This is a genomic window from Salirhabdus sp. Marseille-P4669 (assembly GCF_900240405.1).
GTDB lineage: Bacteria > Bacillota > Bacilli > Bacillales > Alkalibacillaceae > OEQK01.
Window position 1 is genome coordinate 32,563 of record NZ_OEQK01000010.1, and the last position, 24,101, is coordinate 56,663.

Annotated in this window: 38 protein-coding genes; all 38 read left to right on the forward strand. The window is 38.8% G+C overall.

The window, feature by feature from the left end; genetic code table 11:
• Positions 1–15: 15 nt before the first annotated feature.
• Positions 16–1,203 carry an elongation factor Tu gene (tuf, locus tag C1A05_RS16855; RefSeq protein ID WP_102029407.1) on the forward strand — a complete coding sequence of 396 codons (1,188 nt, stop codon included), beginning with the start codon at positions 16–18 and terminating at the stop codon, positions 1,201–1,203.
• A gap of 392 nt (positions 1,204–1,595) precedes the next feature.
• Positions 1,596–1,904 (forward strand): 30S ribosomal protein S10, encoded by a 309-nt coding sequence (rpsJ, locus tag C1A05_RS16860; protein ID WP_003397656.1) that lies wholly within the window; start codon positions 1,596–1,598, stop codon positions 1,902–1,904.
• Positions 1,905–1,935: 31 nt separating this feature from the next.
• Positions 1,936–2,562: a 50S ribosomal protein L3 gene (gene rplC / locus C1A05_RS16865; RefSeq protein ID WP_102029408.1), complete on the forward strand. Its 627-nt coding sequence runs from the start codon at positions 1,936–1,938 to the stop codon at positions 2,560–2,562.
• Between the two features lie 28 nt (positions 2,563–2,590).
• The gene (gene rplD, locus C1A05_RS16870) at positions 2,591–3,214 is read left to right on the forward strand and encodes a 50S ribosomal protein L4 (protein WP_102029409.1); all 624 of its coding nucleotides are present in this window, start codon (positions 2,591–2,593) and stop codon (positions 3,212–3,214) included.
• Positions 3,214–3,504 (forward strand): 50S ribosomal protein L23, encoded by a 291-nt coding sequence (gene rplW / locus C1A05_RS16875; RefSeq protein WP_102029410.1) that lies wholly within the window; start codon positions 3,214–3,216, stop codon positions 3,502–3,504. The genes rplD and rplW overlap by 1 nt, the downstream gene beginning before the upstream one ends.
• A gap of 37 nt (positions 3,505–3,541) precedes the next feature.
• The gene (gene rplB / locus C1A05_RS16880) at positions 3,542–4,372 is read left to right on the forward strand and encodes a 50S ribosomal protein L2 (RefSeq protein WP_102029411.1); all 831 of its coding nucleotides are present in this window, start codon (positions 3,542–3,544) and stop codon (positions 4,370–4,372) included.
• 51 nt (positions 4,373–4,423) lie between these two features.
• Complete coding sequence (gene rpsS / locus C1A05_RS16885; protein ID WP_102029412.1) at positions 4,424–4,702, forward strand: 30S ribosomal protein S19; 279 nt, start codon at positions 4,424–4,426, stop codon at positions 4,700–4,702.
• 19 nt (positions 4,703–4,721) lie between these two features.
• Positions 4,722–5,063: a 50S ribosomal protein L22 gene (gene rplV, locus C1A05_RS16890; protein ID WP_102029413.1), complete on the forward strand. Its 342-nt coding sequence runs from the start codon at positions 4,722–4,724 to the stop codon at positions 5,061–5,063.
• Between the two features lie 3 nt (positions 5,064–5,066).
• Positions 5,067–5,708, forward strand: coding sequence for a 30S ribosomal protein S3 (gene rpsC / locus C1A05_RS16895; RefSeq protein WP_102029414.1), 642 nt, complete (start codon positions 5,067–5,069; stop codon positions 5,706–5,708).
• Between the two features lie 18 nt (positions 5,709–5,726).
• Complete coding sequence (gene rplP, locus C1A05_RS16900; RefSeq protein ID WP_102029415.1) at positions 5,727–6,161, forward strand: 50S ribosomal protein L16; 435 nt, start codon at positions 5,727–5,729, stop codon at positions 6,159–6,161.
• A complete protein-coding gene (gene rpmC / locus C1A05_RS16905) occupies positions 6,151–6,351 on the forward strand; it encodes a 50S ribosomal protein L29 (RefSeq protein WP_102029416.1) in 201 nt (66 codons plus the stop codon). Before rplP ends, rpmC begins: the two co-directional genes overlap by 11 nt.
• A gap of 22 nt (positions 6,352–6,373) precedes the next feature.
• Positions 6,374–6,637, forward strand: a complete 264-nt coding sequence (gene rpsQ, locus C1A05_RS16910) for a 30S ribosomal protein S17 (protein WP_102029417.1) — start codon at positions 6,374–6,376, stop codon at positions 6,635–6,637.
• Positions 6,638–6,680: 43 nt separating this feature from the next.
• Positions 6,681–7,049, forward strand: coding sequence for a 50S ribosomal protein L14 (rplN, locus tag C1A05_RS16915; RefSeq protein ID WP_102029418.1), 369 nt, complete (start codon positions 6,681–6,683; stop codon positions 7,047–7,049).
• Positions 7,050–7,089: 40 nt separating this feature from the next.
• A complete protein-coding gene (gene rplX / locus C1A05_RS16920) occupies positions 7,090–7,401 on the forward strand; it encodes a 50S ribosomal protein L24 (RefSeq protein ID WP_102029419.1) in 312 nt (103 codons plus the stop codon).
• A 26-nt stretch (positions 7,402–7,427) separates the two neighbouring features.
• Complete coding sequence (rplE, locus tag C1A05_RS16925; RefSeq protein ID WP_102029450.1) at positions 7,428–7,967, forward strand: 50S ribosomal protein L5; 540 nt, start codon at positions 7,428–7,430, stop codon at positions 7,965–7,967.
• Positions 7,968–7,993: 26 nt separating this feature from the next.
• Positions 7,994–8,179: a type Z 30S ribosomal protein S14 gene (locus C1A05_RS16930; RefSeq protein ID WP_102029420.1), complete on the forward strand. Its 186-nt coding sequence runs from the start codon at positions 7,994–7,996 to the stop codon at positions 8,177–8,179.
• Between the two features lie 29 nt (positions 8,180–8,208).
• Positions 8,209–8,607 (forward strand): 30S ribosomal protein S8, encoded by a 399-nt coding sequence (gene rpsH / locus C1A05_RS16935; RefSeq protein WP_102029421.1) that lies wholly within the window; start codon positions 8,209–8,211, stop codon positions 8,605–8,607.
• 30 nt (positions 8,608–8,637) lie between these two features.
• The gene (gene rplF, locus C1A05_RS16940; protein WP_102029422.1) at positions 8,638–9,174 is read left to right on the forward strand and encodes a 50S ribosomal protein L6; all 537 of its coding nucleotides are present in this window, start codon (positions 8,638–8,640) and stop codon (positions 9,172–9,174) included.
• A 34-nt stretch (positions 9,175–9,208) separates the two neighbouring features.
• Positions 9,209–9,571, forward strand: coding sequence for a 50S ribosomal protein L18 (gene rplR, locus C1A05_RS16945; RefSeq protein WP_102029423.1), 363 nt, complete (start codon positions 9,209–9,211; stop codon positions 9,569–9,571).
• A 22-nt stretch (positions 9,572–9,593) separates the two neighbouring features.
• The gene (gene rpsE / locus C1A05_RS16950) at positions 9,594–10,097 is read left to right on the forward strand and encodes a 30S ribosomal protein S5 (RefSeq protein ID WP_102029424.1); all 504 of its coding nucleotides are present in this window, start codon (positions 9,594–9,596) and stop codon (positions 10,095–10,097) included.
• 13 nt (positions 10,098–10,110) lie between these two features.
• Positions 10,111–10,293, forward strand: coding sequence for a 50S ribosomal protein L30 (gene rpmD, locus C1A05_RS16955; RefSeq protein WP_102029425.1), 183 nt, complete (start codon positions 10,111–10,113; stop codon positions 10,291–10,293).
• A gap of 30 nt (positions 10,294–10,323) precedes the next feature.
• Positions 10,324–10,764 carry a 50S ribosomal protein L15 gene (gene rplO, locus C1A05_RS16960; RefSeq protein WP_102029426.1) on the forward strand — a complete coding sequence of 147 codons (441 nt, stop codon included), beginning with the start codon at positions 10,324–10,326 and terminating at the stop codon, positions 10,762–10,764.
• Positions 10,764–12,059: a preprotein translocase subunit SecY gene (gene secY / locus C1A05_RS16965; RefSeq protein WP_102029427.1), complete on the forward strand. Its 1,296-nt coding sequence runs from the start codon at positions 10,764–10,766 to the stop codon at positions 12,057–12,059. The genes rplO and secY overlap by 1 nt, the downstream gene beginning before the upstream one ends.
• A 40-nt stretch (positions 12,060–12,099) precedes the next feature.
• Complete coding sequence (locus C1A05_RS16970; protein ID WP_102029428.1) at positions 12,100–12,747, forward strand: adenylate kinase; 648 nt, start codon at positions 12,100–12,102, stop codon at positions 12,745–12,747.
• A gap of 62 nt (positions 12,748–12,809) precedes the next feature.
• Entirely contained in the window at positions 12,810–13,118 is a 309-nt protein-coding gene (locus C1A05_RS16975; RefSeq protein WP_102029429.1) for a KOW domain-containing RNA-binding protein, read from the forward strand.
• A gap of 5 nt (positions 13,119–13,123) precedes the next feature.
• Positions 13,124–13,342, forward strand: a complete 219-nt coding sequence (gene infA / locus C1A05_RS16980) for a translation initiation factor IF-1 (protein WP_102029430.1) — start codon at positions 13,124–13,126, stop codon at positions 13,340–13,342.
• Between the two features lie 34 nt (positions 13,343–13,376).
• A complete protein-coding gene (gene rpmJ / locus C1A05_RS16985) occupies positions 13,377–13,490 on the forward strand; it encodes a 50S ribosomal protein L36 (protein WP_003156543.1) in 114 nt (37 codons plus the stop codon).
• Between the two features lie 16 nt (positions 13,491–13,506).
• On the forward strand, positions 13,507–13,872 hold the full coding sequence (gene rpsM, locus C1A05_RS16990; RefSeq protein ID WP_102029431.1) for a 30S ribosomal protein S13: 366 nt from the start codon (positions 13,507–13,509) through the stop codon (positions 13,870–13,872).
• Between the two features lie 23 nt (positions 13,873–13,895).
• Positions 13,896–14,288: a 30S ribosomal protein S11 gene (gene rpsK, locus C1A05_RS16995; RefSeq protein ID WP_102029432.1), complete on the forward strand. Its 393-nt coding sequence runs from the start codon at positions 13,896–13,898 to the stop codon at positions 14,286–14,288.
• Between the two features lie 183 nt (positions 14,289–14,471).
• Entirely contained in the window at positions 14,472–15,416 is a 945-nt protein-coding gene (locus tag C1A05_RS17000) for a DNA-directed RNA polymerase subunit alpha (protein ID WP_102029433.1), read from the forward strand.
• A 72-nt stretch (positions 15,417–15,488) separates the two neighbouring features.
• A complete protein-coding gene (gene rplQ, locus C1A05_RS17005; protein ID WP_102029434.1) occupies positions 15,489–15,851 on the forward strand; it encodes a 50S ribosomal protein L17 in 363 nt (120 codons plus the stop codon).
• Positions 15,852–16,317: 466 nt separating this feature from the next.
• Positions 16,318–17,160: an energy-coupling factor ABC transporter ATP-binding protein gene (locus tag C1A05_RS17010; RefSeq protein ID WP_102029435.1), complete on the forward strand. Its 843-nt coding sequence runs from the start codon at positions 16,318–16,320 to the stop codon at positions 17,158–17,160.
• Positions 17,136–18,008 (forward strand): energy-coupling factor ABC transporter ATP-binding protein, encoded by an 873-nt coding sequence (locus tag C1A05_RS17015; RefSeq protein WP_102029436.1) that lies wholly within the window; start codon positions 17,136–17,138, stop codon positions 18,006–18,008. The genes C1A05_RS17010 and C1A05_RS17015 overlap by 25 nt, the downstream gene beginning before the upstream one ends.
• A complete protein-coding gene (locus C1A05_RS17020) occupies positions 18,001–18,798 on the forward strand; it encodes an energy-coupling factor transporter transmembrane component T family protein (protein ID WP_102029437.1) in 798 nt (265 codons plus the stop codon). The genes C1A05_RS17015 and C1A05_RS17020 overlap by 8 nt, the downstream gene beginning before the upstream one ends.
• Before the next feature lie 13 nt (positions 18,799–18,811).
• Entirely contained in the window at positions 18,812–19,552 is a 741-nt protein-coding gene (gene truA / locus C1A05_RS17025; RefSeq protein ID WP_102029438.1) for a tRNA pseudouridine(38-40) synthase TruA, read from the forward strand.
• A 400-nt stretch (positions 19,553–19,952) separates the two neighbouring features.
• Entirely contained in the window at positions 19,953–21,248 is a 1,296-nt protein-coding gene (purB, locus tag C1A05_RS17030) for an adenylosuccinate lyase (RefSeq protein WP_102029439.1), read from the forward strand.
• 142 nt (positions 21,249–21,390) lie between these two features.
• Positions 21,391–22,929 carry a bifunctional phosphoribosylaminoimidazolecarboxamide formyltransferase/IMP cyclohydrolase gene (purH, locus tag C1A05_RS17035; RefSeq protein ID WP_102029440.1) on the forward strand — a complete coding sequence of 513 codons (1,539 nt, stop codon included), beginning with the start codon at positions 21,391–21,393 and terminating at the stop codon, positions 22,927–22,929.
• Between the two features lie 204 nt (positions 22,930–23,133).
• The gene (locus C1A05_RS17040; RefSeq protein WP_102029441.1) at positions 23,134–23,976 is read left to right on the forward strand and encodes a bifunctional 5,10-methylenetetrahydrofolate dehydrogenase/5,10-methenyltetrahydrofolate cyclohydrolase; all 843 of its coding nucleotides are present in this window, start codon (positions 23,134–23,136) and stop codon (positions 23,974–23,976) included.
• Positions 23,977–24,101 lie beyond the last annotated feature (125 nt).

Consider the following 24,101-nt stretch of genomic DNA (forward strand, 5'->3'; position numbering starts at 1 on the left):
AAGGAGGAAATATAAATGGCTAAAGAAAAATTCGACCGTTCTAAATCCCACTGTAACGTTGGAACAATCGGTCACGTTGACCATGGTAAAACTACTTTAACTGCTGCAATTACAAACGTACTTGCAACACGCGGTGGAGCTGAAGCTCGCGCTTATGACCAAATCGATGGTGCTCCAGAAGAAAGAGAACGTGGTATCACAATCTCTACTGCACACGTTGAATACGAAACAGAAACTCGTCACTATGCACACGTTGACTGCCCAGGACACGCTGACTATGTTAAAAACATGATCACAGGTGCAGCACAAATGGACGGAGCTATCCTAGTAGTATCTGCTGCTGATGGCCCAATGCCACAAACTCGTGAGCACATCCTACTTTCTAAAAACGTAGGTGTACCAGCTATCGTTGTATTCTTAAACAAATGTGACATGGTAGATGACGAAGAACTTCTTGAATTAGTTGAAATGGAAGTTCGTGACCTACTTTCTGAATATGACTTCCCTGGTGATGATGTACCAGTTATCAAAGGTTCAGCTCTTAAAGCTCTTGAAGGTGACGAGCAATATGTAAATGCAATCTTCGAACTTATGGATGCTGTTGATAGCTACATCCCAACTCCAGAACGTGATACTGACAAGCCTTTCATGATGCCAGTTGAGGATGTATTCTCAATCACTGGTCGTGGTACAGTTGCAACTGGTCGTGTAGAACGCGGACAAGTAAAAGTTGGTGACGAGGTTGAGATCATTGGTCTTGCTGAGGAAGCTAACAAAACAACTGTAACAGGTGTTGAAATGTTCCGTAAGCTTCTAGATTATGCTGAAGCTGGTGACAACATTGGTGCACTACTTCGTGGGGTAGCTCGTGAAGATATCCAACGTGGTCAAGTTCTTGCAAAGCCAGGAACAATCACTCCACATACAAAATTTAAAGCAGAAGTTTACGTTTTATCAAAAGAAGAAGGTGGACGTCATACTCCATTCTTCTCTAACTATCGCCCTCAGTTCTACTTCCGTACAACTGATGTAACTGGTGTTGTTAACCTTCCTGAAGGTGTAGAAATGGTAATGCCTGGCGATAACATCGAAATGAACGTAGAACTTATTTCTCCAATCGCTATTGAAGATGGTACTCGCTTCTCTATCCGTGAAGGTGGACGTACTGTTGGATCTGGTGTTGTAACAGTTATCGAAGCTTAATTTAAGTTCATATAGTGAAAACAGGTAGCAATTTGCTACCTGTTTTTTTTATATCAAGCACTAGCCATAGATAATGGAAATATTCAAAATGTTTCGCGTATCACAATACAATTTTTACTAATTGAAATTCGTGTTGTGGGTATGTATAATAGTTGAAGTGTCAATCATGGTTAATGTTGTTTTTTACCGATATTTTCTTTGTATAAATACCGTAAAAATCTCATTTAATGGTTGCATAACGCCTTTGATTTCTGTATAATTTTAAATGTTGGTCATAAAAGGCGATGATGCGGAAGGTTGCTGACACACCCGGCCCCTTTGCCATGGCGGGTGTAAGGAAATTTTCGCGGAGAATGTCTGTTTAAAAAAATGGGCGAAAAGGAGGGAAAGTAATGGCAAAAGAAAAGATTCGAATTCGTTTAAAAGCGTATGATCACAGAATTCTTGATCAATCCGCTGAGAAAATTGTAGAGACTGCGAAACGTTCTGGTGCTAGTGTTTCAGGACCAATTCCGCTTCCTACAGAAAAGACTGTTTACACAATCCTTCGTGCGGTGCACAAATACAAGGATTCTCGTGAGCAATTCGAAATGCGTACACATAAGCGCTTAATCGATATTGTGAACCCAACTCCACAAACTGTGGATTCATTAATGCGTTTGGATCTTCCATCCGGCGTAGATATTGAAATCAAACTATAAAATACATTTAATTTATTAGGAGGTGTAACGGATGGCGAAAGGAATCTTAGGTCGAAAAATCGGCATGACTCAACTTTTCAATGAAAGCGGAGAGTTAGTGCCAGTTACTGTAATTGAAGCTGAACCAAACGTTGTTCTTCAACTAAAAACAGTTGAAAGCGATGGTTACGAAGCTATTCAATTAGGTTTTGCCGATAAAAAACAAAATCGATCAAATAAACCTGAAAAGGGTCATGCTGAAAAAGCAAACACAACCCCTAAGCGCTACGTTCGCGAAATCCGTAATGCGAATCTTGACGGAGTTGAAGTTGGTCAAGAGGTGAAGGTAGACATTTTTGAACAAGGTGAAAAGGTTGATGTAACAGGAACTTCTAAAGGTAAAGGGTTCCAAGGTGCTATTAAGCGTCACAATCAATCACGTGGTCCTATGAGTCACGGTTCTCGTTATCATAGACGTCCTGGTTCAATGGGTGTTATCGATCCAATGCGTGTAATGAAAGGTAAAAACTTACCTGGGCAAATGGGTGGAGAAACAAAAACAATTCAAAACCTAGAAGTTGTTAAAGTGGATGTAGAAAACAACTTAATCCTTATTAAAGGAAATGTACCAGGTGCTAAAAAATCTTTCGTTGAAATTACAAGTGCGGTTAAGGCGTAACTACTAATATACGAAGGGAGGATATGTCATGCCTAAAGTAGCACTATATAACCAAGATGGCGCAAAAGCTGGAGACTTCGAATTAAACGATGCAGTATTTGGTATTGAGCCAAATGTACACGTTATGAACGAAGCAGTAATCGCTCAACGCGCATCTTTACGTCAAGGAACTCATAAAGTTAAAAATCGTTCTGAAGTACGCGGCGGTGGTCGTAAACCATGGCGCCAAAAAGGAACTGGTCGTGCTCGTCAAGGTTCTATTCGTTCACCTCAATGGGTGGGAGGAGGAACTGTGTTCGGTCCGACACCACGTAGCTACAGCTATAAATTACCTAAAAAGGTTCGTCGCTTAGCTCTTAAATCTGCACTTTCTAGCAAAGTTGTAGAAGAAAACATTTTCGTTTTAGACGCTCTAAACTTTGATGCACCTAAAACAAAGGAAGCAATTAAAGTATTAGAAGGTCTAAAAGTTGAAGGTAAAGCTCTTATTGTTACTGCTGACGAAAACGAAAATGTTGTACGTTCAACAAACAACCTACAAGGTGTTAAAACACTTTCTGTAGAACAAGTAAATGTACTTGATTTGTTAACGCATGACATTCTAGTTATTACGAAGGAAGCAGCTGAAAAAGCAGGGGAGGTGCTTGCGTAATGAAAGATCCACGTGATATTATTAAGCGCCCTGTCATTACTGAAGCTACAGCTGATGCTATGGCTGATAAAAAGTATACTTTCGAAGTAGACGTAAAAGCCAATAAAACAGAAATTAAACAAGCTGTTGAGGTTATCTTTGGAGTAGAAGTAGAAAAGGTTAATACTTCAAACAAAAAAGGTAAATTCAGAAGAATGGGACGTTACGGTGGTTACCGTCCAAACAGAAAAAAAGCAGTTGTTAAATTAACTGCAGACAGCAAAGAACTAGACTTTTTTGAAGGTGTTTAATTTTTAATAGAGAGATTAATAAAGGAGGGAAATTGAGATGGCGATTAAAAAGTATAAGCCAACCTCAAATGGTCGTCGTAACATGTCAGCTTCTGACTTTGCTGAAATCACGACTAATAGACCTGAGAAGTCCTTGGTTGCACCTCTTAATAAAAAAGCTGGTCGTAATAACCAAGGTAAGTTGACTGTACGTCATCAAGGTGGCGGTCATAAGCGTAAATATCGTATCATCGATTTCAAACGTAACAAAGATGGTATACCAGGACGCGTTGCTACTATTGAATATGATCCAAACCGTACAGCAAACATCGCGCTAATCAATTATGCAGATGGTGAAAAACGCTACATTCTAGCACCAAAAGGTTTAGAAGTAGGTCAAGAAATCCAATCAGGTGAAGGTGCAGATATCCGTGTAGGTAACGCTCTTCAATTAAATCAAATTCCTGTTGGTACTGTAATTCATAATATTGAATTAAAACCAGGTAAAGGCGGACAGTTAGTGCGTTCTGCAGGAACTTCTGCTCAAATTCTTGGTAGAGAAGATAAGTACGTTCTTGTACGTCTTACTTCAGGTGAAACTCGTATGATTCTTGGTACTTGCCGTGCAACAATCGGTCAAGTTGGTAACCTAGATCACGAACTAATCAATGTAGGTAAAGCAGGTCGTAGTCGTTGGAAGGGTAAACGCCCAACTGTACGTGGTTCTGTAATGAACCCAGTTGATCACCCACACGGTGGTGGTGAAGGTCGTGCACCAATTGGTCGTCCGTCTCCAATGACACCTTGGGGCAAACCTACTCTTGGATATAAAACTCGTAAGCGTAACAAGGCGTCAGATAAGTTTATCGTACGTCGTCGTAAGAAATAATAGCGGGGTTGAAAGACTGAGTGTCTCTCAATCACGAAGGGAGGTTTACAAATGGGTCGTAGTTTGAAAAAAGGACCTTTCGTTGATGATCATTTAATGAAAAAAGTTGAAGAGGCGAATGCATCTGACAAGAAAAAAGTAATTAAAACTTGGTCTCGTCGCTCAACGATCTTCCCAAACTTTGTGGGACAAACGATTGCTGTTTATGATGGACGCAAGCATGTACCTGTTTATGTTACCGAAGATATGGTGGGTCATAAACTAGGAGAATTCGCTCCTACTCGTACGTACAAAGGTCATGCTGCCGACGATAAGAAAACAAAACGCTAAAGAGAGGAGGCACACATAGATGCAAGCTAAAGCAGTTGCAAGAACCGTTCGTATCGCTCCTCGTAAGGCTCGTTTAGTGGTTGACTTAATTCGAGGAAAAGAAGTTGGTGAAGCCTTCGCTATTTTGAATCACACTCATCGCGCAGCTTCTCCAATCGTGGAAAAAGTATTGAAATCAGCTGTTGCTAACGCAGAGCATAACTATGAGATGGATATTGATAACTTAGTGGTTTCCGAAGCTTATGTTAATGAGGGTGTAACGTTGAAACGTTTCCGTCCTCGTGCACAAGGTCGTGCTTCAAAAATTAACAAGCGCACTAGCCATATTACAGTTGTTGTATCAGAAAAGAAGGAGGGTTAATTAGTGGGTCAAAAAGTAAACCCGGTAGGTCTACGAGTTGGTGTAATTCGTGACTGGGAATCAAGATGGTACGCTGGTAAAGATTATGCAGACTTACTTCACGAAGATATTAAAATTCGTGAATATCTTCAAAATCGCCTAAAAGATGCCGCTCTTTCTTCTGTTGAAATTGAGCGTGCTGCTAGCCGTGTGAATATTACGATTCATACAGGCAAACCAGGAATGGTTATCGGTAAAGGTGGTACTGAAGTAGAAGCACTACGTAATTCATTAAATAACTTAACTGGTAAAAAAGTTCACATCAATATTGTTGAGGTGAAAAAGCCAGAATTAGATGCAACACTAGTTGCTGAAAATATTGCACGTCAATTAGAAAATCGTGTTTCTTTCCGTCGTGTACAAAAGCAAGCGATCCAACGCGCAATGCGTGCAGGCGCTAAAGGTATTAAAACACAAGTATCTGGCCGCCTAGGTGGAGCAGATATCGCTCGTGCAGAACATTATAGCGAAGGAACTGTACCATTACACACGCTTCGTGCAGATATTGACTATGGTACTGCAGAAGCAGACACAACTTATGGTAAGTTGGGTATTAAAGTGTGGATTTATCGTGGTGAAGTCCTTCCAACTAAGAAAGACAAATAAGGAAGGGGGATCAGCAATATGTTAATGCCTAAACGTGTAAAATATCGTAAACAACACCGCACAAGCCTAAAAGGTAAAGCTAAAGGTGGCACTAGTGTTGCTTTTGGTGAATATGGTTTACAAGCTTTAGAAGGTGCTTGGATTACAAGTCGTCAAATCGAGGCAGCTCGTATTGCCATGACACGTTATATGAAACGTGGTGGTAAAGTTTGGATTAAAATTTTTCCAGACAAACCTAAAACTGCAAAACCTCTAGAAGTTCGTATGGGTTCCGGTAAAGGTGCTCCAGAAGGATGGGTAGCAGTTGTAAAACCAGGGAAAATCATGTTTGAAATAGCTGGTGTTTCTGAGGAAATCGCTCGTGAAGCATTACGTCTTGCTTCTCATAAACTACCTGTTAAAACAAAATTCGTAAAACGTGAAGAAATTGGTGGTGAAACAAATGAAGGCTAATGAAATAAGAGAATTAACCACTGCCGAAATTGAACAAAAAGTGAAAACGTTAAAGGAAGAACTATTCAACCTACGTTTTCAGTTAGCTACAGGTCAACTTGAGAACACTGCTCGTATTCGTGAAGTACGTAAATCAATTGCTCGTATGAAGACAGTTGTTCGCGAACGTGAAGTAAGTGCAAATAAGTAAAATAGAGAGGAGGTCTGCCTCAATGAGCGAACGCAACGATCGTAAAGTTTATACTGGACGTGTTGTTTCAGACAAAATGGATAAAACTATCACAGTTTTAGTTGAAACATATAAATTTCATCCATTATATAAAAAGCGTGTTAAGTATTCTAAAAAATACAAAGCACATGATGAAAATAACCAAGCAAAGGTTAACGATATTGTAACGATTATGGAAACTCGTCCATTATCAGCTACAAAACGTTTCCGTTTAGTAGAAGTTGTAGAAGAAGCAGTTATTATATAAAATAGCGTGTTCGGGAAAGATTCCGAAGGGAGGTAACAACGGTATGATTCAACAAGAAACTCGTTTGAAAGTTGCTGATAACTCTGGTGCTCGTGAATTACTAACAATTAAAGTGCTAGGTGGATCAGGCCGTAAAACAGCCAACATTGGTGATGTTATCGTTTGTTCTGTAAAACAAGCAACACCAGGTGGCGTTGTTAAAAAAGGTGACGTTGTGAAAGCAGTTGTTGTCCGCTCTAAAAGTGGAGTTCGTCGTAAAGATGGTTCATACATCAAATTTGACGAAAATGCTGCCGTAATTATACGTGACGATAAGAGTCCACGTGGAACTCGTATTTTTGGACCAGTTGCTCGTGAACTACGTGATAATAAATTTATGAAGATTGTATCTTTAGCTCCAGAGGTTTTATAAAACCTAATATTGACTTAGCCTTGTAAGGAGGTGCACTAGCATGCATGTAAAAAAGGGCGATAAAGTGTTGGTAATCTCAGGTAAAGATAAAGGGAAACAAGGAACAGTTCTTGAGGCATATCCTAAAAAGGATCGCGTACTTGTTGAAGGTGTTAATTTAGTGAAAAAGCATGCAAAACCTTCTCAGGATAATCCACAAGGTGGTATCTTGACTCAAGAAGCTGCAATTCACGTTTCTAACGTAATGCCACTTGATCCAAAATCAGGTGAACCAACTCGTGTTGGATATAAAGAAGTAGATGGTAAGAAAATCCGTATTGCTAAAAAATCCGGTGAACCATTAGATAAATAATCTAAAGGTGAAAGGAGGTCTAGATGGTGAACGCATTTAAAGAAAAGTATGTAAAAGAAATCGTGCCTGCATTAATGGAAAAGTTCAACTATGATTCAGTAATGCAAGTGCCAAAGATTGATAAAATTGTTATTAACATGGGTATTGGTGATGCTGTACAAAACGCAAAAGCATTAGACAGTGCTGTTGAAGAATTAGAACAATTATCTGGTCAAAAACCAGTTGTTACTCGCGCTAAAAAATCAATTGCGGGATTCCGTTTACGTGAAGGTATGCCAATTGGTGCAAAAGTTACACTACGTGGTGAACGTATGTACGAATTCCTTCAAAAACTAATCTCTGTTGCATTACCACGTGTACGTGACTTCCGTGGTATTTCGAACAAAGCATTTGATGGTCGCGGAAATTACACATTAGGTGTAAAAGAACAATTGATTTTTCCTGAAATTGATTATGATAAAGTTAGCAAAGTTCGTGGTATGGATATCGTTATTGTTTCTACTGCAAACACTGACGAAGAAGCACGTGAACTTTTAACTCAGTTCGGTATGCCATTCAAAAAGTAATTCCGAGCTAGATAAGGAGGTCAATTATGGCGAAAAAGTCAATGATCGCGAAACAAAAACGTTCTCAAAAGTTTGAAGTACGTGAATACACTCGCTGTGAAAGATGTGGCCGTCCACATTCAGTAATTCGCAAATTTAAGCTTTGTCGTATTTGTTTCCGTGAACTAGCATATAAAGGTCAAATTCCAGGCGTTAAAAAAGCAAGCTGGTAATCCCCGAACAGGGAAGGAGGTAATGAACAATGACAATGACAGATCCGATTGCAGATATGCTTACTCGTATCAGAAATGCGAACATGGTTCGTCATGAAAAACTAGAAGTACCTGCTTCTAATTTGAAAAAGGAAATTGCAGATATCCTTAAGCGTGAAGGTTTCATTCGCGACTACGAGTATGTAAGTGATGATAAACAAGGTGTTCTTCGAGTATTCCTTAAGTACGGTCCAAACAACGAACGTGTTATTACTGGCCTAAAGAAAATCAGCAAACCAGGTCTACGCGTATATGCGAAAGCTGAAGAACTTCCGAAAGTTCTTAACGGCCTAGGTATTGCGGTTGTTTCAACTTCAAAAGGTGTATTAACAGATAAAGAAGCACGTCAGCAAGCAGTTGGCGGAGAAGTACTAGCTTATATTTGGTAATTCATAACGAATACGACAGGAGGTGTAAGGATGTCTCGTATAGGACTTAAACCAGTAGAAATTCCAGAAGGTGTGGAAGTTAAACTTGATGGTACCAATGTTACAGTTAAAGGACCTAAAGGTGAACTAACTCGTTCATTCCATTCTGATATGACTATTAAAATTGAAGACAACGTTCTAACTGTTGAACGTCCAAGTGATAATAAAACACATCGTGCCTTGCACGGAACAACTCGTAGTATCATTAGCAATATGATCGAAGGTGTTTCGAAAGGTTACGAAAAAGCTCTAGAAATCATCGGTGTAGGTTACCGTGCTCAAAAGCAAGGTAATAAAGTTATCGTAAACGCAGGTTACTCTCACCCAGTAGAAGTTGAACCTGAAGAAGGCGTTGAAATCGACGTACCTGCTAACACTAAAATTATCGTTAAAGGTATTGATAAAGAAAAAGTTGGTGCGGTAGCTGCTAACATTCGTGCAATTCGTCCTCCAGAGCCTTATAAAGGTAAAGGAATTCGTTACGAAGGCGAATATGTACGTCGTAAAGAAGGTAAAACTGCGAAATAATGTCCATGTTAGGAACAGAAAGGAGTGACCTTAAATGATCACGAAGCAAGACAAAAACGTAGTGCGTAAGAAACGTCATGCACGTGTTCGCCGTAACCTATCTGGTACTGAGTCTCGTCCGCGTCTTAATGTGTATCGTTCTAACAAACACATCTATGCTCAGTTAATTGATGATGTTAATGGTGTAACAGTTGCAAGTGCTTCTACTGTAGATAAAGAATTAAACCTTGATAGCACTAGCAATCTAGAAGCTGCACAAAAGGTTGGAGAACTTGTTGCGAAACGTGCTCTAGATAAAGGCTTTAAGTCAGTTGTATTCGATCGCGGGGGTTACTTATATCACGGACGTGTGAAGGCTCTAGCGGAAGCTGCTCGAGAAGCTGGTCTTGAATTTTAATAGTTAAAAAGGAGGGAAAATCATGAACAAAGTAGTTGATCCGAACAAACTAGATCTTGAAGAACGTGTTGTTACGGTTAACCGTGTCGCTAAAGTTGTTAAAGGTGGACGTCGTTTCCGTTTCACTTCTTTAGTTGTAGTCGGAGACAAAAATGGTCATGTAGGATTCGGTACAGGTAAAGCACAAGAAGTACCTGATGCGATTCGTAAAGCGATTGAAGATGCTAAGAAAAACTTAATCGAAGTACCTATCGTTGGTACATCTATTCCGCATGAAATTACTGGTGAATTTGGTGCTGGAAGCATTCTTTTAAAGCCTGCTTCTGAAGGTACTGGAGTAATCGCTGGTGGTCCGGTTCGTGCGGTGCTAGAACTTGCTGGTGTAAGTGATATCTTATCTAAATCTTTAGGATCGAACACACCAATTAACATGGTTCGTGCTACTATGAACGGACTTAAAAACTTAAAACGTGCAGAAGATGTTGCAAAACTTCGTGGTAAATCAGTAGAAGAACTGCTAGGATAAGGAGGGAAAAAACATGGCTAACAAATTAGAAGTTACCCTCACAAGAAGTCTTATTGGAAGACCAGAAACTCAACGTAAAACAGTTGAAGCATTGGGACTTAAAAAGATTCGTCAAACTGTAGTTCATGATGATACGCCTGCTATTCGTGGTATGGTGAACAAAGTATCCCATTTAGTTACAGTTAAAGAAGCTTAATTAATCATGCGCTAAGAGGAGGTGCTATCGTTGAAACTCCATGAATTAAAATCAAATGAAGGTACACGTAAGACACGTAATCGAGTAGGACGTGGAATGTCTTCTGGTAACGGTAAAACATCTGGTCGTGGTCATAAAGGACAAAAAGCACGTTCAGGTGGTGGCGTTCGCCCAGGATTCGAAGGTGGACAAATGCCTTTATTCCAACGTCTACCAAAACGTGGTTTTACAAACATTCATCGTAAAGAATTTGCAATTGTAAACCTAGAAACGTTAAATCGTTTTGAAGACGGTACTGAAGTTACTCCAGAACTTCTAGTTGAAACTGGAGTAGTGAGCAACATGAAAGCCGGAGTTAAAGTTCTTGCTAAAGGTAATCTTGAAAAGAATCTTACCGTTAAGGCTCACAAATTCTCTGCTTCAGCGAAAGAAGCAATTGAAGCAGCGGGCGGTAAAACTGAGGTGATTTAATGTTCCGTACTCTCTCCAATTTTATGCGCGTAGCAGATATTAGAAGAAAAATATTATTTACGTTATTTGCTCTAATTATATTTCGTTTAGGTACCTTTATTCCGGTACCTTTTACGAATAAAGATGCAATAGATATGATCATGGGCGATGGCACGAATGTATTTGGTTTTCTAGATACATTTGGTGGCGGAGCACTAAGTCAGTTTTCTATTTTTGCAATGGGTATTATGCCATATATTACTGCTTCCATTATTATTCAGCTCTTGCAAATGGACGTTGTTCCAAAGTTTGCAGAGTGGAAGAAACAAGGTGAGGTTGGTCGTAAGAAACTAGCCCAATTTACACGTTACGGAACAGTAGTATTAGGTTTCATTCAAGCAATTGGTATGTCAATTGGATTTAATGCAATGACAGGTGGTCAATTGATTCAAGATCCCAATGTCGTTACGTACTTAGTAATTGCAGTAGTTCTCACTGGTGGTACTGCATTCCTAATGTGGTTAGGAGAACAAATTACAGGCAACGGGGTTGGAAATGGAATCTCAATCTTGATCTTCGCTGGTATCGTTGCGGCTCTTCCGAATGCAATTAACCAATTAGCTGAAAAATATATTGTTGGTGCCGGAGATCAACTATTCATTAACATAGTTATTCTAGTGTTAATTGCTTTAGTTGTTTTAGCAATTGTAGTTGGTGTCATTTTCATTCAACAAGCATTACGTAAAATTCCTGTTCAATACGCAAAACGTATGGTGAATCGTTCCCCAGTAGGTGGACAGTCCACTCATTTACCTTTAAAAGTAAATGCGGCAGGAGTTATTCCAGTAATCTTTGCTATTTCCTTTATCATTGCACCTCGTACAATCGCAGGGTTCTTTGAGGGGAATGTAGCAAGAACAATTGAACGAATTTTTGATTACCAACAACCAATCGGTATGTTAATATATGTAGCTTTAATTATTGCCTTTACGTATTTCTATACATTTGTTCAAGTTAATCCAGAGCAAATGGCAGAAAACTTAAAGAAACAAGGCGGTTACGTTCCGGGAATTCGTCCTGGTAAAAACACAGAAATCTATTTGACACGTGTTATGTATCGCTTAACATTTGTTGGAGCTATATTCCTTGCTATTGTTTCAGTCTTACCTATATTATTAGGTTCATTAGCAGACTTGCCTGCTTCGGTCCAAATCGGTGGAACTAGTTTGCTAATCGTTGTAGGTGTTGCGCTTGAAACGATGAAACAACTAGAAAGTCAGTTGGTAAAACGCCATTATAAAGGATTTATTAAATAATAGTTCTTTATCGATGGTATGAGAGCGAGGGGGAAAGAACTTGAATTTAATATTGATGGGTCTGCCTGGTGCTGGTAAAGGTACTCAAGCGGAAAAAATCGTAGAAAAGTATGAGATCCCTCATATCTCAACAGGAGATATGTTCCGTTCTGCGATGAAAGAAGGAACAGAATTAGGAAAACAAGCAAAATCCTTCATGGATAAAGGTGAACTTGTACCAGATGAAGTAACAATTGGTATCGTTCGAGAACGTTTAGGAAAAGATGATTGTAAGAATGGTTTTTTACTAGACGGTTTTCCTAGAACAATAGCACAAGCAGAAGCATTAGAAGCTTTGCTAAATGAGTTAAACACAAAAATTGATTATGTCCTTCATATCCAGGTACCAAAGGAAAAGCTAATTGATCGTTTAACTGGACGTAGAATTTGCCCTACTTGTGGAGCAACATATCATGTTGTATTTAATCCACCAAAAGTTGAAGGTAAATGTGATGTGGATGGGTCTGAACTAATTCAACGTGATGATGACAAACCTGAAACAGTAAAAAATCGTCTGGAAGTTAACATGAATCAAGCACAGCCTTTGTTGGATTTCTATAATGAAAAAGGTTACTTAGTTACTTTTGATGGTGATCGTGAAATCAATACCGTTTTCAATGACATCCACAAAAAGTTAGAAGAATTATAAGAAAATCGTTCGTTTTGGATATGTTGTTATATTTAAGAGTCTTCAAGTGAAGGTGATTATATTTGAGTGAATCTGAGTCGAGTCCGCGAATAGGTCAAATCGTTCGTATCGTTCAGGGACGTGAGGTTGGACAATTTGCTGTAATCATCGAGGTAGTTAATGAACGCTTCGTTCTTTTAGCTGATGGTGAAAAGCGAAAGTTTGATACACCGAAAAAGAAAAACATCCAGCATGTTGAGCTTTTCGATTATATTTCACCTGAAGTAAGAAATAGTTTGTTAGAAACTGGTCGAGTTACAAACGGTAAATTGCGTTTTGCCTTATCAAAATTTGTCAATGAAAACTTGATTGATTTGAAGAAGGGAGATTAACTCGGGTGGCGAAAGACAATGTGATTGAAATGGAAGGCACAGTTCTTGAAACTTTGCCAAACGCGATGTTCAAGGTTGAATTAGAGAATGGTCATACTGTATTGGCTCATGTATCAGGTAAAATTCGTATGCACTTCATTCGAATTTTAGCTGGTGACAAAGTTACAGTAGAACTATCTCCGTACGATTTAACGAAGGGTCGTATTGTTTATCGATATAAGTAAGTGAATGCTTCCAGAGAAAAAGGAGGTAAGAAAAATGAAAGTAAGACCGTCTGTAAAACCAATATGTGAAAAGTGCAAAGTCATTCGCCGTAAAGGGAAAGTAATGGTTATTTGCGAAAATCCAAAACACAAACAGAAACAAGGATAAGGAGGTGCATCTCTAAATGGCACGTATTGCAGGTGTTGACGTTCCTCGCGACAAACGCATTGTTATCTCATTAACTTATGTTTATGGGATTGGTAACTCTACAGCTAAGAAAATTCTTGCTGATGCTGGAGTTTCTGAAAACACACGCGTTCGCGATCTTACAGAAGATGAATTAGCACGAATCCGTACGGAAGTAAACAAATATACTGTTGAAGGTGACCTTCGCCGTGAAGTTTCTCTAAACATTAAACGTTTAATTGAAATTGGCTCTTACCGTGGTATCCGCCATCGTCGTGGATTACCTGTTAGAGGTCAAAACACAAAGAACAACTCACGCACACGTAAAGGTCCAAAACGTACTGTTGCAGGTAAGAAAAAGTAATCTAGGAAGGAGGACTACAAACTATGGCTCGTAATACAGCAACTCGTAGAAGAAAAAAGGTTAAAAAGAATGTTGAATCAGGTGTTGCTCATATCCGTTCAACTTTTAACAACACAATTGTAACAATCACAGACATGCATGGTAACTCGATTGGTTGGAGTAGTGCTGGAGCGTTAGGCTTTAAAGGATCTCGTAAGTCCACTCCATTCGCAGCTCAAATGGCTGCTGAAGCAGCGGCAAAAGCTTCTATGGAACATGGCTTGAAAACAATTGAAGTTGCAGTAAAAGGACCTGGTGCTGGTCGTGAAGCTGCAATCCGTGCTCTTCAAGCTGCAGGATTAGAAGTAACAGCAATTAGAGATGTTACACCAGTTCCACATAACGGTTGCCGCCCACCAAAACGTCGTCGTGTATAATAATTGTTTAGTATAGATATTTGTAACCATGTCTATAATGGGTTAGTGAATAGCATAAACACCATTGCACGGACATCAGGACAATTTGGGTTTCCTACACAAAAGGAATCTACCTACCTGAGGGATTTCGGTTAGACAAAAAGTCTAGCCGGGGTTTCGACGTTTAAAGGAGGGGTTTATCTAATGATAGAAATTGAAAAGCCGAAGATTGAAACAGTATCACTAAGTGAAGATGCGAAGTTTGGGAAATTTGTTGTTGAGCCTCTAGAACGTGGATATGGTACAACAATGGGTAACTCCTTGCGTCGTATTTTACTGTCTTCACTTCCTGGTGCGGCGGTAACATCTATTCAAATTGATGGAGTTCTACATGAGTTCTCAACTATTGAGGGTGTAGTAGAAGATGTTACTACTATTATTTTGAATTTGAAAAAGTTAGCGCTAAAAATTTATTCTGATGAAGCAAAAACATTAGAGATAGATGTACAGGGTGAGGGTAAGGTAACTGCTGCAGACATTACCCACGATAGTGATGTTGAAATATTAAACCCGGATCTTCATATTGCAACTTTAGCTAGCAACGCACATTTTCATATGCGTATTTTCGCTGAACGTGGTCGTGGATATCGCCCAGCTGAAGAAAACAAAAGTGATGATCAGCCAATTGGAGTAATTCCAGTTGACTCCATCTTTACACCAGTTTCACGAGTTACTTTCCAAGTAGAAAATACTCGTGTTGGTCAAGTGGCAAATTATGATAAGTTAACATTGGACGTATGGACAGACGGAAGTATTCGACCAGAAGAAGCAGTTTCATTAGGTGCAAAAATCTTTACAGAACATCTAAACATTTTTGTCGGCCTAACAGATGAAGCACAAAATGCCGAAATCATGGTAGAAAAAGAAGAAGACCAAAAAGAAAAAGTACTTGAAATGACAATTGAAGAACTTGACTTATCTGTTCGTTCTTACAATTGTTTGAAACGTGCTGGAATTAACTCCGTTCAAGAACTCACTCAAAAGTCTGAAGAGGATATGATGAAAGTTCGTAACCTTGGACGCAAATCACTTGATGAAGTGAAACATAAGCTTCATGAATTAGGATTAGGACTAAGAAACGACGATTGATATAAATGCTTAGAGCGCTTTGGTTAGCGCTGGGGTAAGACATCATTGTATGTAAAAAGGAGGGGAATCGAAATGGCTAGATCAAAGCTTGGTCGTACAACAGATCAACGCACGGCTTTACTTCGTAACCTTGCAACAGATTTAATTGTACACGAAAGAATTGAAACGACTGAGGCGAAAGCGAAAGAGCTACGTTCTGTTGTTGAAAAAATGATCACACTTGGTAAACGCGGTGACCTACACGCTCGTCGTCAAGCAGAGTCTTTCTTACGTAAAGTAACAGCTAACGAGGAAGAAACTCAAACTGCATTGCAGAAGTTATTCTCTGACGTAGCACCACGTTATGAAGACCGCCAAGGTGGTTACACTCGTATTCTAAAATTAGGTGAACGCCGTGGAGACGGTGCAAACATGGTGATCATCGAGTTAGTTTAATGAAACGAATAGGAAAGGGCAGAACAGCATCTATACGACGTTGATTCTGACCCTTTTTTGTTATATAAAAAAAGTATATTTGTAAGGTTTATTTGTAGAATAGATTTGATTTATATAGTTTAGTAATAGTGCGTTTTCAACGCTTTTTTTTGCGATAAAAAAGCACATGCATATCAACTTCGTACAAACCGAACGAAATATTGTTAGGTTCTCACAATATAGAATTCAGGTCTAATGAAGGGGAGTATCTTTTTGCAGCGTATTTTAGTACTTATTCAGAAAATAAGGAGCGAGCGGACTCGAATTTTTAATTAAATCACAATAATCCTTACAACCACACACAATAAAACTTCCTTTGTTTCTTCCCAATATATCCACATGGACGCATGAATTATGGTAAAATTTTAAGACGGGAAATAAATTCTTATTACCGGGGAAATAGATGAGATTAGCGGAGGTAGAATAGATGGAGCAGAGTCCTTTTATAAAATTTGAACATGTATCCTTCCAATATGACCAGGGGGATGAATGGGCGCTAAACGATGTGTCCTTTCATATCGATCGTAACGAATGGGTAGCTATAATTGGTCATAATGGTTCGGGAAAATCAACAATTGCAAAATTAATGAATGGTTTACTTTCCCCTCAAAAAGGAGAAATCTATGTAGATCATATTCTTGTAAATGAACAAACCGTTTGGGATGTCCGTAAGAAAGTTGGATTAGTATTTCAAAACCCAGATAATCAGTTTGTTGGTACAACAGTTGTAGATGATGTTGCCTTTGGACTTGAAAATCATGGAGTTCCAAGGGAAGAAATGATAAAACGTATTGATACTAGTTTAAAAGCAGTAAATATGACGGATTACTACAATCATGAGCCTCATCGATTATCTGGAGGGCAAAAACAACGGGTAGCAATCGCAAGTGTATTAGCTGTACAGCCTGATTTACTGGTATTTGATGAGGCTACAGCTATGTTAGATCCAAAAGGTCGTAAGTCAATCATGAACACGATTAAATCGCTACGAGATACTAGAGATGTCTCGATTGTTACCATTACACATGATTTAAATGAAGTGCTCTTTGCCGATAGAGTAATCGTCATGAATCATGGAAAGGTGTTAGAAGAAGGCAAGCCTAGAGAGATATTCAAAAAACAGGAAGAACTTGTAGAAATTGGTTTGGATGCACCGTTTGTAACGCAATTCAGTAAGCACTTAAAAGTAGAGGGAATAACGTTTGAAAAAGAACCACTAACACATAAGGAAATGATGGATGAGCTATGGAAATTTCATTTGAACATGTAAGTCATATATATCAAGCAGGTTCACCTTTTGAATTTCGTGCACTGGATGACGTAACCTTCCGTATTCCAAGTGGTTCCTTTGTAGCTGTCATTGGTCATACAGGATCTGGAAAATCAACCTTAATTCAACACTTAAATGGTTTGCTTAAGCCTACCGATGGTGTTATTAAAATAGGCGATTATGAAATTTCTGCTGATAAAAAGTTGAAAGATATTATGAGATTAAGAGAAAAAGTAGGAATGGTGTTTCAATACCCAGAGCATCAATTATTCGAAGAAACAGTGGAAAAGGACATCCTATTTGGACCTCAAAACTTCAATATATCTGATGCAATAACGAAGAAAAGACTACCAGAAATTTTAAAGGCAGTACATCTTCCGGAAACAATCTTATCTAGATCACCTTTTGATTTAAGTGGTGGTCAAATGAGACGTGTCGCAATTGCTGGTGTCCTTTTAATGGATCCTAAGGTGCTGGTTTTAGACGAGCCAACTGCCGGGTTAGATCCAAGAGGTCAAAAAGATATTATGGATATGTTTTACCATATTCATAAACAAGAAGAGCGTACGACATTTCTCGTTACACATAGCATGGAAGATGCACTCAAATATGCTGATTATTGTTTAATTATGGATCATGGGAAGCTTGTAATGGAAGGTAGGCCATTGGATGTCTTTAAAGAGGTAGATGCCTTAAATCAAGTGGGCTTAGATGTACCAGAAATTATCGAGTTTTTAAATGCGTTTAAAGAGAAATTTGGATTTGCCCCTTCCTATAAAGGTCAAAGCATGGAACAACTAGCAAAGGAAATGGCTGCAGCTTTGAAAGGGGGCGCGAATCATGAGTAGTTCGGTTATCATAGGACAATATGTACCGGGGAATTCTCTTGTTCATCGTTTAGATCCTAGAACTAAAATAACAATAATTGTATTTTATATTATCATAATATTCTTAGCTAACTCCTTTTTAAGCTATGCTATTTTAACAGCATTCGCACTATTAAGTGTGCTTTTATCAAGAGTAGCACCGTCGTTTATTATGAAAGGTTTAAAACCGGTTTGGTTTTTAATTATTTTTACGTTCTTACTGCATTTATTCTTAACGAAGGAAGGAGAGGTAGTCTTTCGTATCTTCTCCTTACCGATCTATTCCGAAGCATTAATAAAAGGTACGGAAATATCTTTACGCTTCCTATTATTAATTTTAATGACAAGCTTACTAACTTTAACAACGACACCTATTGCAATTACAGATGCGGTGGAAAGTATGTTAAATAAATTGAAAAAAATACGATTCCCTGTCCATGAAATTGCCTTGATGATGTCCATTTCATTGCGTTTTATTCCAACGTTAATGCAGGAAACTGAAAAAATTTCAAAGGCACAAGCTTCGCGCGGTGTGGATTTTCGTACAGGACCTCTTAAAGAAAGAATTAAGGCAGTGGTCCCCCTTTTAGTACCATTGTTTGTTAGTGCTTTTAAGCGCGCTGAGGAACTAGCAATGGCAATGGAGGCAAGAGGTTACAGAGGTGGAGAGGGAAGAACGAAATATCGTGAGCTAAAACTAAAGAGATTGGATGTACTGGTATTTATTTTTTCTCTTATCGTACTTGTCGTATTTTGGATATCACGAAGCTAAAGGATGAAGGCATATGAATCGCTATAAATGTATTATTCAATATGATGGAACTCATTTTTCTGGTTTTCAAGTACAACCAAACAGACGCACTGTCCAATCGGAAATAGAATCAGCTTTAAAAAGGATGCATAAACAAAGTGAAATTCGTATTATCCCTTCTGGTAGAACAGATGCAGGAGTTCATGCAATGGGACAAGTGATTCACTTTGATTCACCGCTAAAGATCGAAGAAAGTGCTTGGAAAAAAGCACTTTCTTCTTTATTGCCAAATGATATCCATATTGTTGAACTAGAACGGATATCGAATGAATTTCACGCCCGATACAATGTAAAGCGAAAAGAATATCGATATCGGATATGGAATCATCCCGAACCGAATATATTCAAACGTAATTACACGTATTTTGTAAAAGAAAGCCTAAATTTAGATGCCATGAAAAAGGCATGTGTCGAACTATTGGGCACGCATGATTTCACCTCTTTAAGTTCGGCAAAATCTGAGGTCAAAGGCGATAAAGTTCGAACCTTGTATGAAGTCGACTGTTTTTATGAAAATGAAGAGATTGTGGTGAAAGTTGTCGGAAGTGGATTTCTATATAACATGGTACGGATTATTGTAGGTACGTTAGTGGAAGTTGGTAAAGGGGCGAGGCAACCAGAAGACCTTACAGAGGTCATCGCAGCAAGAGACCGTGCAGCTGCGGGCAAAACGGCTCCTCCACAAGGATTGTACTTATGGGAAGTGACATATTAAGTAAAAACAACGAATGATTATTAAACATTTGTGTGAATTGTTCGTATAAAATCACGCTACATCGTGGTTATTTTTAAATTTCGTGTTATAATGTTCCTATAATAGAATGAATATTCATATGAGGAAGACCTCTCATCAAATGTAGGGTTAACACTACTTACTTTCCATAATTGGTAGTGTGAGGGGAGTATTTGGCTTCGATTTTTCAATATGCAGACTGCATTCTCACCTATATGGAGGAACAGGACTGCATTTTTTAATTTTGTAGCATGGATTGTTGTAAAGTACATATCTACGGATAAGATAATGGAAAGACGAAGCGGTGAATAGGGCAATCGAAGCGATTTGGCTATGAAATACAAGAATCGTTTTGGAAAGGTATATATTAGGAGGAATGGCAATGATAGAGCGTTACACAAGACCTGAAATGGGTGCAATCTGGACAGATCAAAATAAATACGAAGCATGGCTTGAAGTGGAAATTTTAGCTTGTGAGGCATGGGCGGAATTAGGAGATATCCCGAAAGAAGATGTTGAAAAAATACGTGAAAAAGCAACCTTTGATATCAATCGTATATTGGAAATCGAACAGGAAACTCGTCATGACGTAGTTGCATTTACGAGAGCGGTATCGGAAACGTTAGGGGAAGAAAGAAAATGGGTGCATTATGGTTTAACCTCAACAGACGTAGTCGATACAGCACTATCATACATAGTTAAACAAGCAAATGATATTATTCGTGGAGATCTGGAACGCTTTATTTCCATTTTGGCAGACAAAGCGAAGGAGCATAAATATACGGTTCAAATGGGTCGTACACACGGGGTACATGCAGAGCCAACTACATTTGGATTAAAACTTGCGCTTTGGTATGAAGAAATGAAGCGGAACTTGGAACGGTTTAACCGAGCAGCGGATGAAGTCGCTTATGGAAAAATTTCTGGCGCGGTTGGAACGTATGCCAATATTGACCCGTATGTAGAAGCGTATGTTTGTGAAAAGCTTGGTTTAAAACCAGCACCAATTTCAACTCAAACACTACAACGAGATCGCCATGCACACTATATGAGTGTTCTTTCTTTAATTGCTACATCAATAGAAAAAATGGCTGTTGAAATTAGAGGACTACAAAAAAGTGAAACTCGTGAAGTAGAGGAGTTTTTTGCGAAAGGACAAAAAGGGTCTTCTGCTATGCCTCATAAACGTAATCCAATAGGATCTGAAAATATGACCGGTTTATCCCGTGTATTAAGAGGATATATGGTGACAGCGTATGAGAATGTGCCATTATGGCATGAGCGTGATATCTCTCATTCGTCTACAGAAAGAATCATACTTCCAGATTCAACAATTCTTTTAAACTATATGTTGAACCGATTTGGTAATATCGTAAAAAATTTGACGGTCTTTGAAGACAATATGAAACGTAATATGGAGCGCACTTTCGGGTTGATTTACTCACAACGTGTATTATTAAGTTTAATTGATAAGGGCATGGTTCGAGAGGAAGCGTATGATATTGTTCAGCCCCTAGCGATGGAAGCTTGGGAAACACAAGTACCATTTAAAAGTCTAGTGGAAAAGCAAGCGAGTATAACGAGTCTATTATCACCTGATGAAATCGAAGACTGTTTTGACTATAACTACCATTTAAAAAATGTGGACATTATATTTGAACGTTTAGGGTTAAATTAATTCGGATTTGAAAGTAGTCCTTGGTATGGAAAGGAAGAGATCTATCCTCTTCCGGCTAAAGCCTGAAGTAGTGAGGGTCCGAATTATCCACAAACCATCCACAATTGTGTGAAACATAACAAAGAAGGAAAGGGAGAGAACGATGGGGAATAAACGTGCATTGATCAGTGTGTCGAATAAAGAAGGTATTGTTGCATTTGCAAAGGGCCTATTGGATCAAGGGGTAGAGATTATATCCACTGGTGGAACAAAAAAGCTACTCGAAGAAAACGGTATGCATGTAACAGGTATATCAGCAATAACTGATTTTCCTGAAATTTTAGATGGTCGAGTTAAAACCCTTCACCCATCTGTTCATGCTGGCATATTAGCAATACGTGATAATAAAGAACACCGGCAACAATTAAAAGAACGAAGCATTCAACCAATCGATATCGTGGTTGTAAATTTATATCCTTTTAAAGAAACAATCTCGAAATCAGATGTTGTGTTTGCTGATGCTATCGAAAATATTGACATTGGTGGTCCAACCATGCTTCGTTCTGCAGCAAAAAACCATCAAGATGTAACCGTTGTGGTTGACCCAGACGACTATGATGCAGTATTGAACCAATTAGCGGATAAGGGTGAGACAACTGTAGAGTTACGAAAACAGCTCGCTGCCAAAGTATTTCGTCACACTGCACAATACGATGCGCTTATTGCCCAGTATCTCACGGAACAAGTAGGAGTGGAATTTCCAGAAAGCTATACCGTTACATATGAAAAGAAACAAGCGTTGCGTTATGGAGAAAATCCGCATCAGCAAGCAGCTTTCTATAAAGAGGTGTTGCCTCATTCTGGCTCAGTGACATTGGCAAAGCAGTTGCATGGTAAAGAGCTCTCCTACAACAATATTAACGATACTGATGCAGCCCTTTCGATTGTAAAAGAATTACAAAGGCCAGCAGCCGTTGCAGTGAAACATATGAACCCGTGTGGAGTTGGAGTAGCGGATTCTCTCGAGGATGCATTTTCTAGAGCATTTGAAGCAGATCCAGTTTCTATTTTTGGCGGCATCCTAGCATTTAACAGAGAAGTAGATCGTGGAACTGCTTTAAAATTAAAGGAGATATTCCTTGAAATTGTTATTGCTCCTGGCTTTACAAAAGAAGCGTTAACAATTCTAACAGCAAAGAAAAACATAAGATTATTAGCTGTTGACATGAATGCTCCATCTAAGATAGCAAAGAAGTTAACTTCTATTCCTGGCGGTTTACTTGTCCAAGAAGAAGACCACTATACGTTGGAGGAAGCGAGCATTACCATTCCAACTCAAAAAGAACCGACCAAAGAAGAATGGGAAGATTTAAAATTAGCTTGGCAAGTAGTAAAACATGTAAAATCAAATGCTATATTACTTGTTAAAGAGGATAGGACTATTGGGGTTGGCGCTGGTCAAATGAATCGTGTCGGGGCCGCTGAAATTGCGATAAAACAAGCGGGAGATAAGGCGAAAGGTGCAGTTATGGCAAGTGATGCATTTTTCCCAATGGATGATACTGTAGAAGCGGCAGCAAAAGCAGGGATTACTGCTATCATTCAACCAGGTGGCTCTATTCGGGATGAAGATTCGATTAAAAAGTGTGATGAATACGGAATTGCAATGGTATTTACCGGAGTACGTCATTTTAAGCATTAAAGGAATAATGGTAAGGACTCCGATGGGTTGCATAATACATAACAAAAGCGTACAGTTAACATGGTCTAAGGAGTTATTTTTAAGCTAACGAAATGTATACGAGCAAGTACGCAAATGAAACGTTAAATATCTATTCGATATAAGAATTTATACGTTACAGCATGTCTTAATGGCATAATTTTGGAAGGTAATAGGAGGGTTAACATGGGAAATCCAATCATATTAGATGGGAAACATGTTTCGAATGAAGTGCGCCAATCATTAAAGCCTAGAGTGGATGCATTAATCAATAAAGGGATTACACCGAAACTAGCTACGATATTAGTAGGTAATGATTCATCTAGCGAAACATATGTAAAAATGAAAGGGAATGCCTGTGCGAAATTAGGGATGTTATCTGAACGAATTCATTTACCTGAGGAAACAACTACAGATGAACTTCTTCAAGAAATAAGACGATTAAATGAAGATGAAAATGTCCACGGCATCTTATTACAGCATCCTGTTCCTTCCCAAATTGATGAACGACGTGCTTTTGATGAAATTGCCATCGAAAAAGATGTTGATGGTGTAACGACACAGGGCTTCGGACAGATTGCCTTTGATTTTGCCAGGTTTCCAAGCTGTACACCCGCAGGCATTCTAGAAATTATCGATTATTACAATATACCAATTGAAGGTAAACATGCGGTTGTAATCGGGAGAAGCCCAATTTTAGGAAAACCTGTAGCTATGATGCTGTTAAATCGTAATGCCACCGTTACAATATGCCACTCTAAGACAGAAGACATTGCAGATGTTGTACGAAAAGCAGATATAGTAGTCGCTGCAGTGGGAAAACCGAAATTTGTTCAAGGTGATTGGATTAAAGAAGGTGCGATCATTTTGGACGCTGGTTATAACAAGGGGAATATAGGTGATGTGGATTACGATGCTTGTTTAGAAAAGTGTGGAGCCATTACACCAGTACCTGGAGGCGTTGGTCCGTTAACGATTGCCATGCTTCTTAAGCATACTGTAATTGCAGCGGAGAATAAAATAAAGTAAATTAGAAAATACTTCCTTAATAGGAAAGGGAATAAGCTGACAAAAAGCTGTCCAAAGCGTAGGAAATTATGAAAACAACCTTGACATAAGGTGGCAATTTATTATAATATAACCTATGGCATTTT

Bases quoted from the DNA above. Each gene is read 5' to 3' on its own strand.
- tuf (WP_102029407.1), top strand. From the start codon at position 16: ATGGCTAAAGAAAAATTCGACCGTTCTAAATCCCACTGTAACGTTGGA.
- rpsJ (WP_003397656.1), top strand. From the start codon at position 1,596: ATGGCAAAAGAAAAGATTCGAATTCGTTTAAAAGCGTATGATCACAGA.
- rplC (WP_102029408.1), top strand. From the start codon at position 1,936: ATGGCGAAAGGAATCTTAGGTCGAAAAATCGGCATGACTCAACTTTTC.
- rplD (WP_102029409.1), top strand. From the start codon at position 2,591: ATGCCTAAAGTAGCACTATATAACCAAGATGGCGCAAAAGCTGGAGAC.
- rplW (WP_102029410.1), top strand. From the start codon at position 3,214: ATGAAAGATCCACGTGATATTATTAAGCGCCCTGTCATTACTGAAGCT.
- rplB (WP_102029411.1), top strand. From the start codon at position 3,542: ATGGCGATTAAAAAGTATAAGCCAACCTCAAATGGTCGTCGTAACATG.
- rpsS (WP_102029412.1), top strand. From the start codon at position 4,424: ATGGGTCGTAGTTTGAAAAAAGGACCTTTCGTTGATGATCATTTAATG.
- rplV (WP_102029413.1), top strand. From the start codon at position 4,722: ATGCAAGCTAAAGCAGTTGCAAGAACCGTTCGTATCGCTCCTCGTAAG.
- rplP (WP_102029415.1), top strand. From the start codon at position 5,727: ATGTTAATGCCTAAACGTGTAAAATATCGTAAACAACACCGCACAAGC.
- rpmC (WP_102029416.1), top strand. From the start codon at position 6,151: ATGAAGGCTAATGAAATAAGAGAATTAACCACTGCCGAAATTGAACAA.
- rpsQ (WP_102029417.1), top strand. From the start codon at position 6,374: ATGAGCGAACGCAACGATCGTAAAGTTTATACTGGACGTGTTGTTTCA.
- rplN (WP_102029418.1), top strand. From the start codon at position 6,681: ATGATTCAACAAGAAACTCGTTTGAAAGTTGCTGATAACTCTGGTGCT.
- rplX (WP_102029419.1), top strand. From the start codon at position 7,090: ATGCATGTAAAAAAGGGCGATAAAGTGTTGGTAATCTCAGGTAAAGAT.
- C1A05_RS16930 (WP_102029420.1), top strand. From the start codon at position 7,994: ATGGCGAAAAAGTCAATGATCGCGAAACAAAAACGTTCTCAAAAGTTT.
- rpsH (WP_102029421.1), top strand. From the start codon at position 8,209: ATGACAATGACAGATCCGATTGCAGATATGCTTACTCGTATCAGAAAT.
- rplF (WP_102029422.1), top strand. From the start codon at position 8,638: ATGTCTCGTATAGGACTTAAACCAGTAGAAATTCCAGAAGGTGTGGAA.
- rplR (WP_102029423.1), top strand. From the start codon at position 9,209: ATGATCACGAAGCAAGACAAAAACGTAGTGCGTAAGAAACGTCATGCA.
- rpsE (WP_102029424.1), top strand. From the start codon at position 9,594: ATGAACAAAGTAGTTGATCCGAACAAACTAGATCTTGAAGAACGTGTT.
- rpmD (WP_102029425.1), top strand. From the start codon at position 10,111: ATGGCTAACAAATTAGAAGTTACCCTCACAAGAAGTCTTATTGGAAGA.
- secY (WP_102029427.1), top strand. From the start codon at position 10,764: ATGTTCCGTACTCTCTCCAATTTTATGCGCGTAGCAGATATTAGAAGA.
- rpmJ (WP_003156543.1), top strand. From the start codon at position 13,377: ATGAAAGTAAGACCGTCTGTAAAACCAATATGTGAAAAGTGCAAAGTC.
- rpsM (WP_102029431.1), top strand. From the start codon at position 13,507: ATGGCACGTATTGCAGGTGTTGACGTTCCTCGCGACAAACGCATTGTT.
- rpsK (WP_102029432.1), top strand. From the start codon at position 13,896: ATGGCTCGTAATACAGCAACTCGTAGAAGAAAAAAGGTTAAAAAGAAT.
- C1A05_RS17000 (WP_102029433.1), top strand. From the start codon at position 14,472: ATGATAGAAATTGAAAAGCCGAAGATTGAAACAGTATCACTAAGTGAA.
- rplQ (WP_102029434.1), top strand. From the start codon at position 15,489: ATGGCTAGATCAAAGCTTGGTCGTACAACAGATCAACGCACGGCTTTA.
- C1A05_RS17010 (WP_102029435.1), top strand. From the start codon at position 16,318: ATGGAGCAGAGTCCTTTTATAAAATTTGAACATGTATCCTTCCAATAT.
- C1A05_RS17015 (WP_102029436.1), top strand. From the start codon at position 17,136: ATGGAAATTTCATTTGAACATGTAAGTCATATATATCAAGCAGGTTCA.
- C1A05_RS17020 (WP_102029437.1), top strand. From the start codon at position 18,001: ATGAGTAGTTCGGTTATCATAGGACAATATGTACCGGGGAATTCTCTT.
- truA (WP_102029438.1), top strand. From the start codon at position 18,812: ATGAATCGCTATAAATGTATTATTCAATATGATGGAACTCATTTTTCT.
- purB (WP_102029439.1), top strand. From the start codon at position 19,953: ATGATAGAGCGTTACACAAGACCTGAAATGGGTGCAATCTGGACAGAT.
- purH (WP_102029440.1), top strand. From the start codon at position 21,391: ATGGGGAATAAACGTGCATTGATCAGTGTGTCGAATAAAGAAGGTATT.
- C1A05_RS17040 (WP_102029441.1), top strand. From the start codon at position 23,134: ATGGGAAATCCAATCATATTAGATGGGAAACATGTTTCGAATGAAGTG.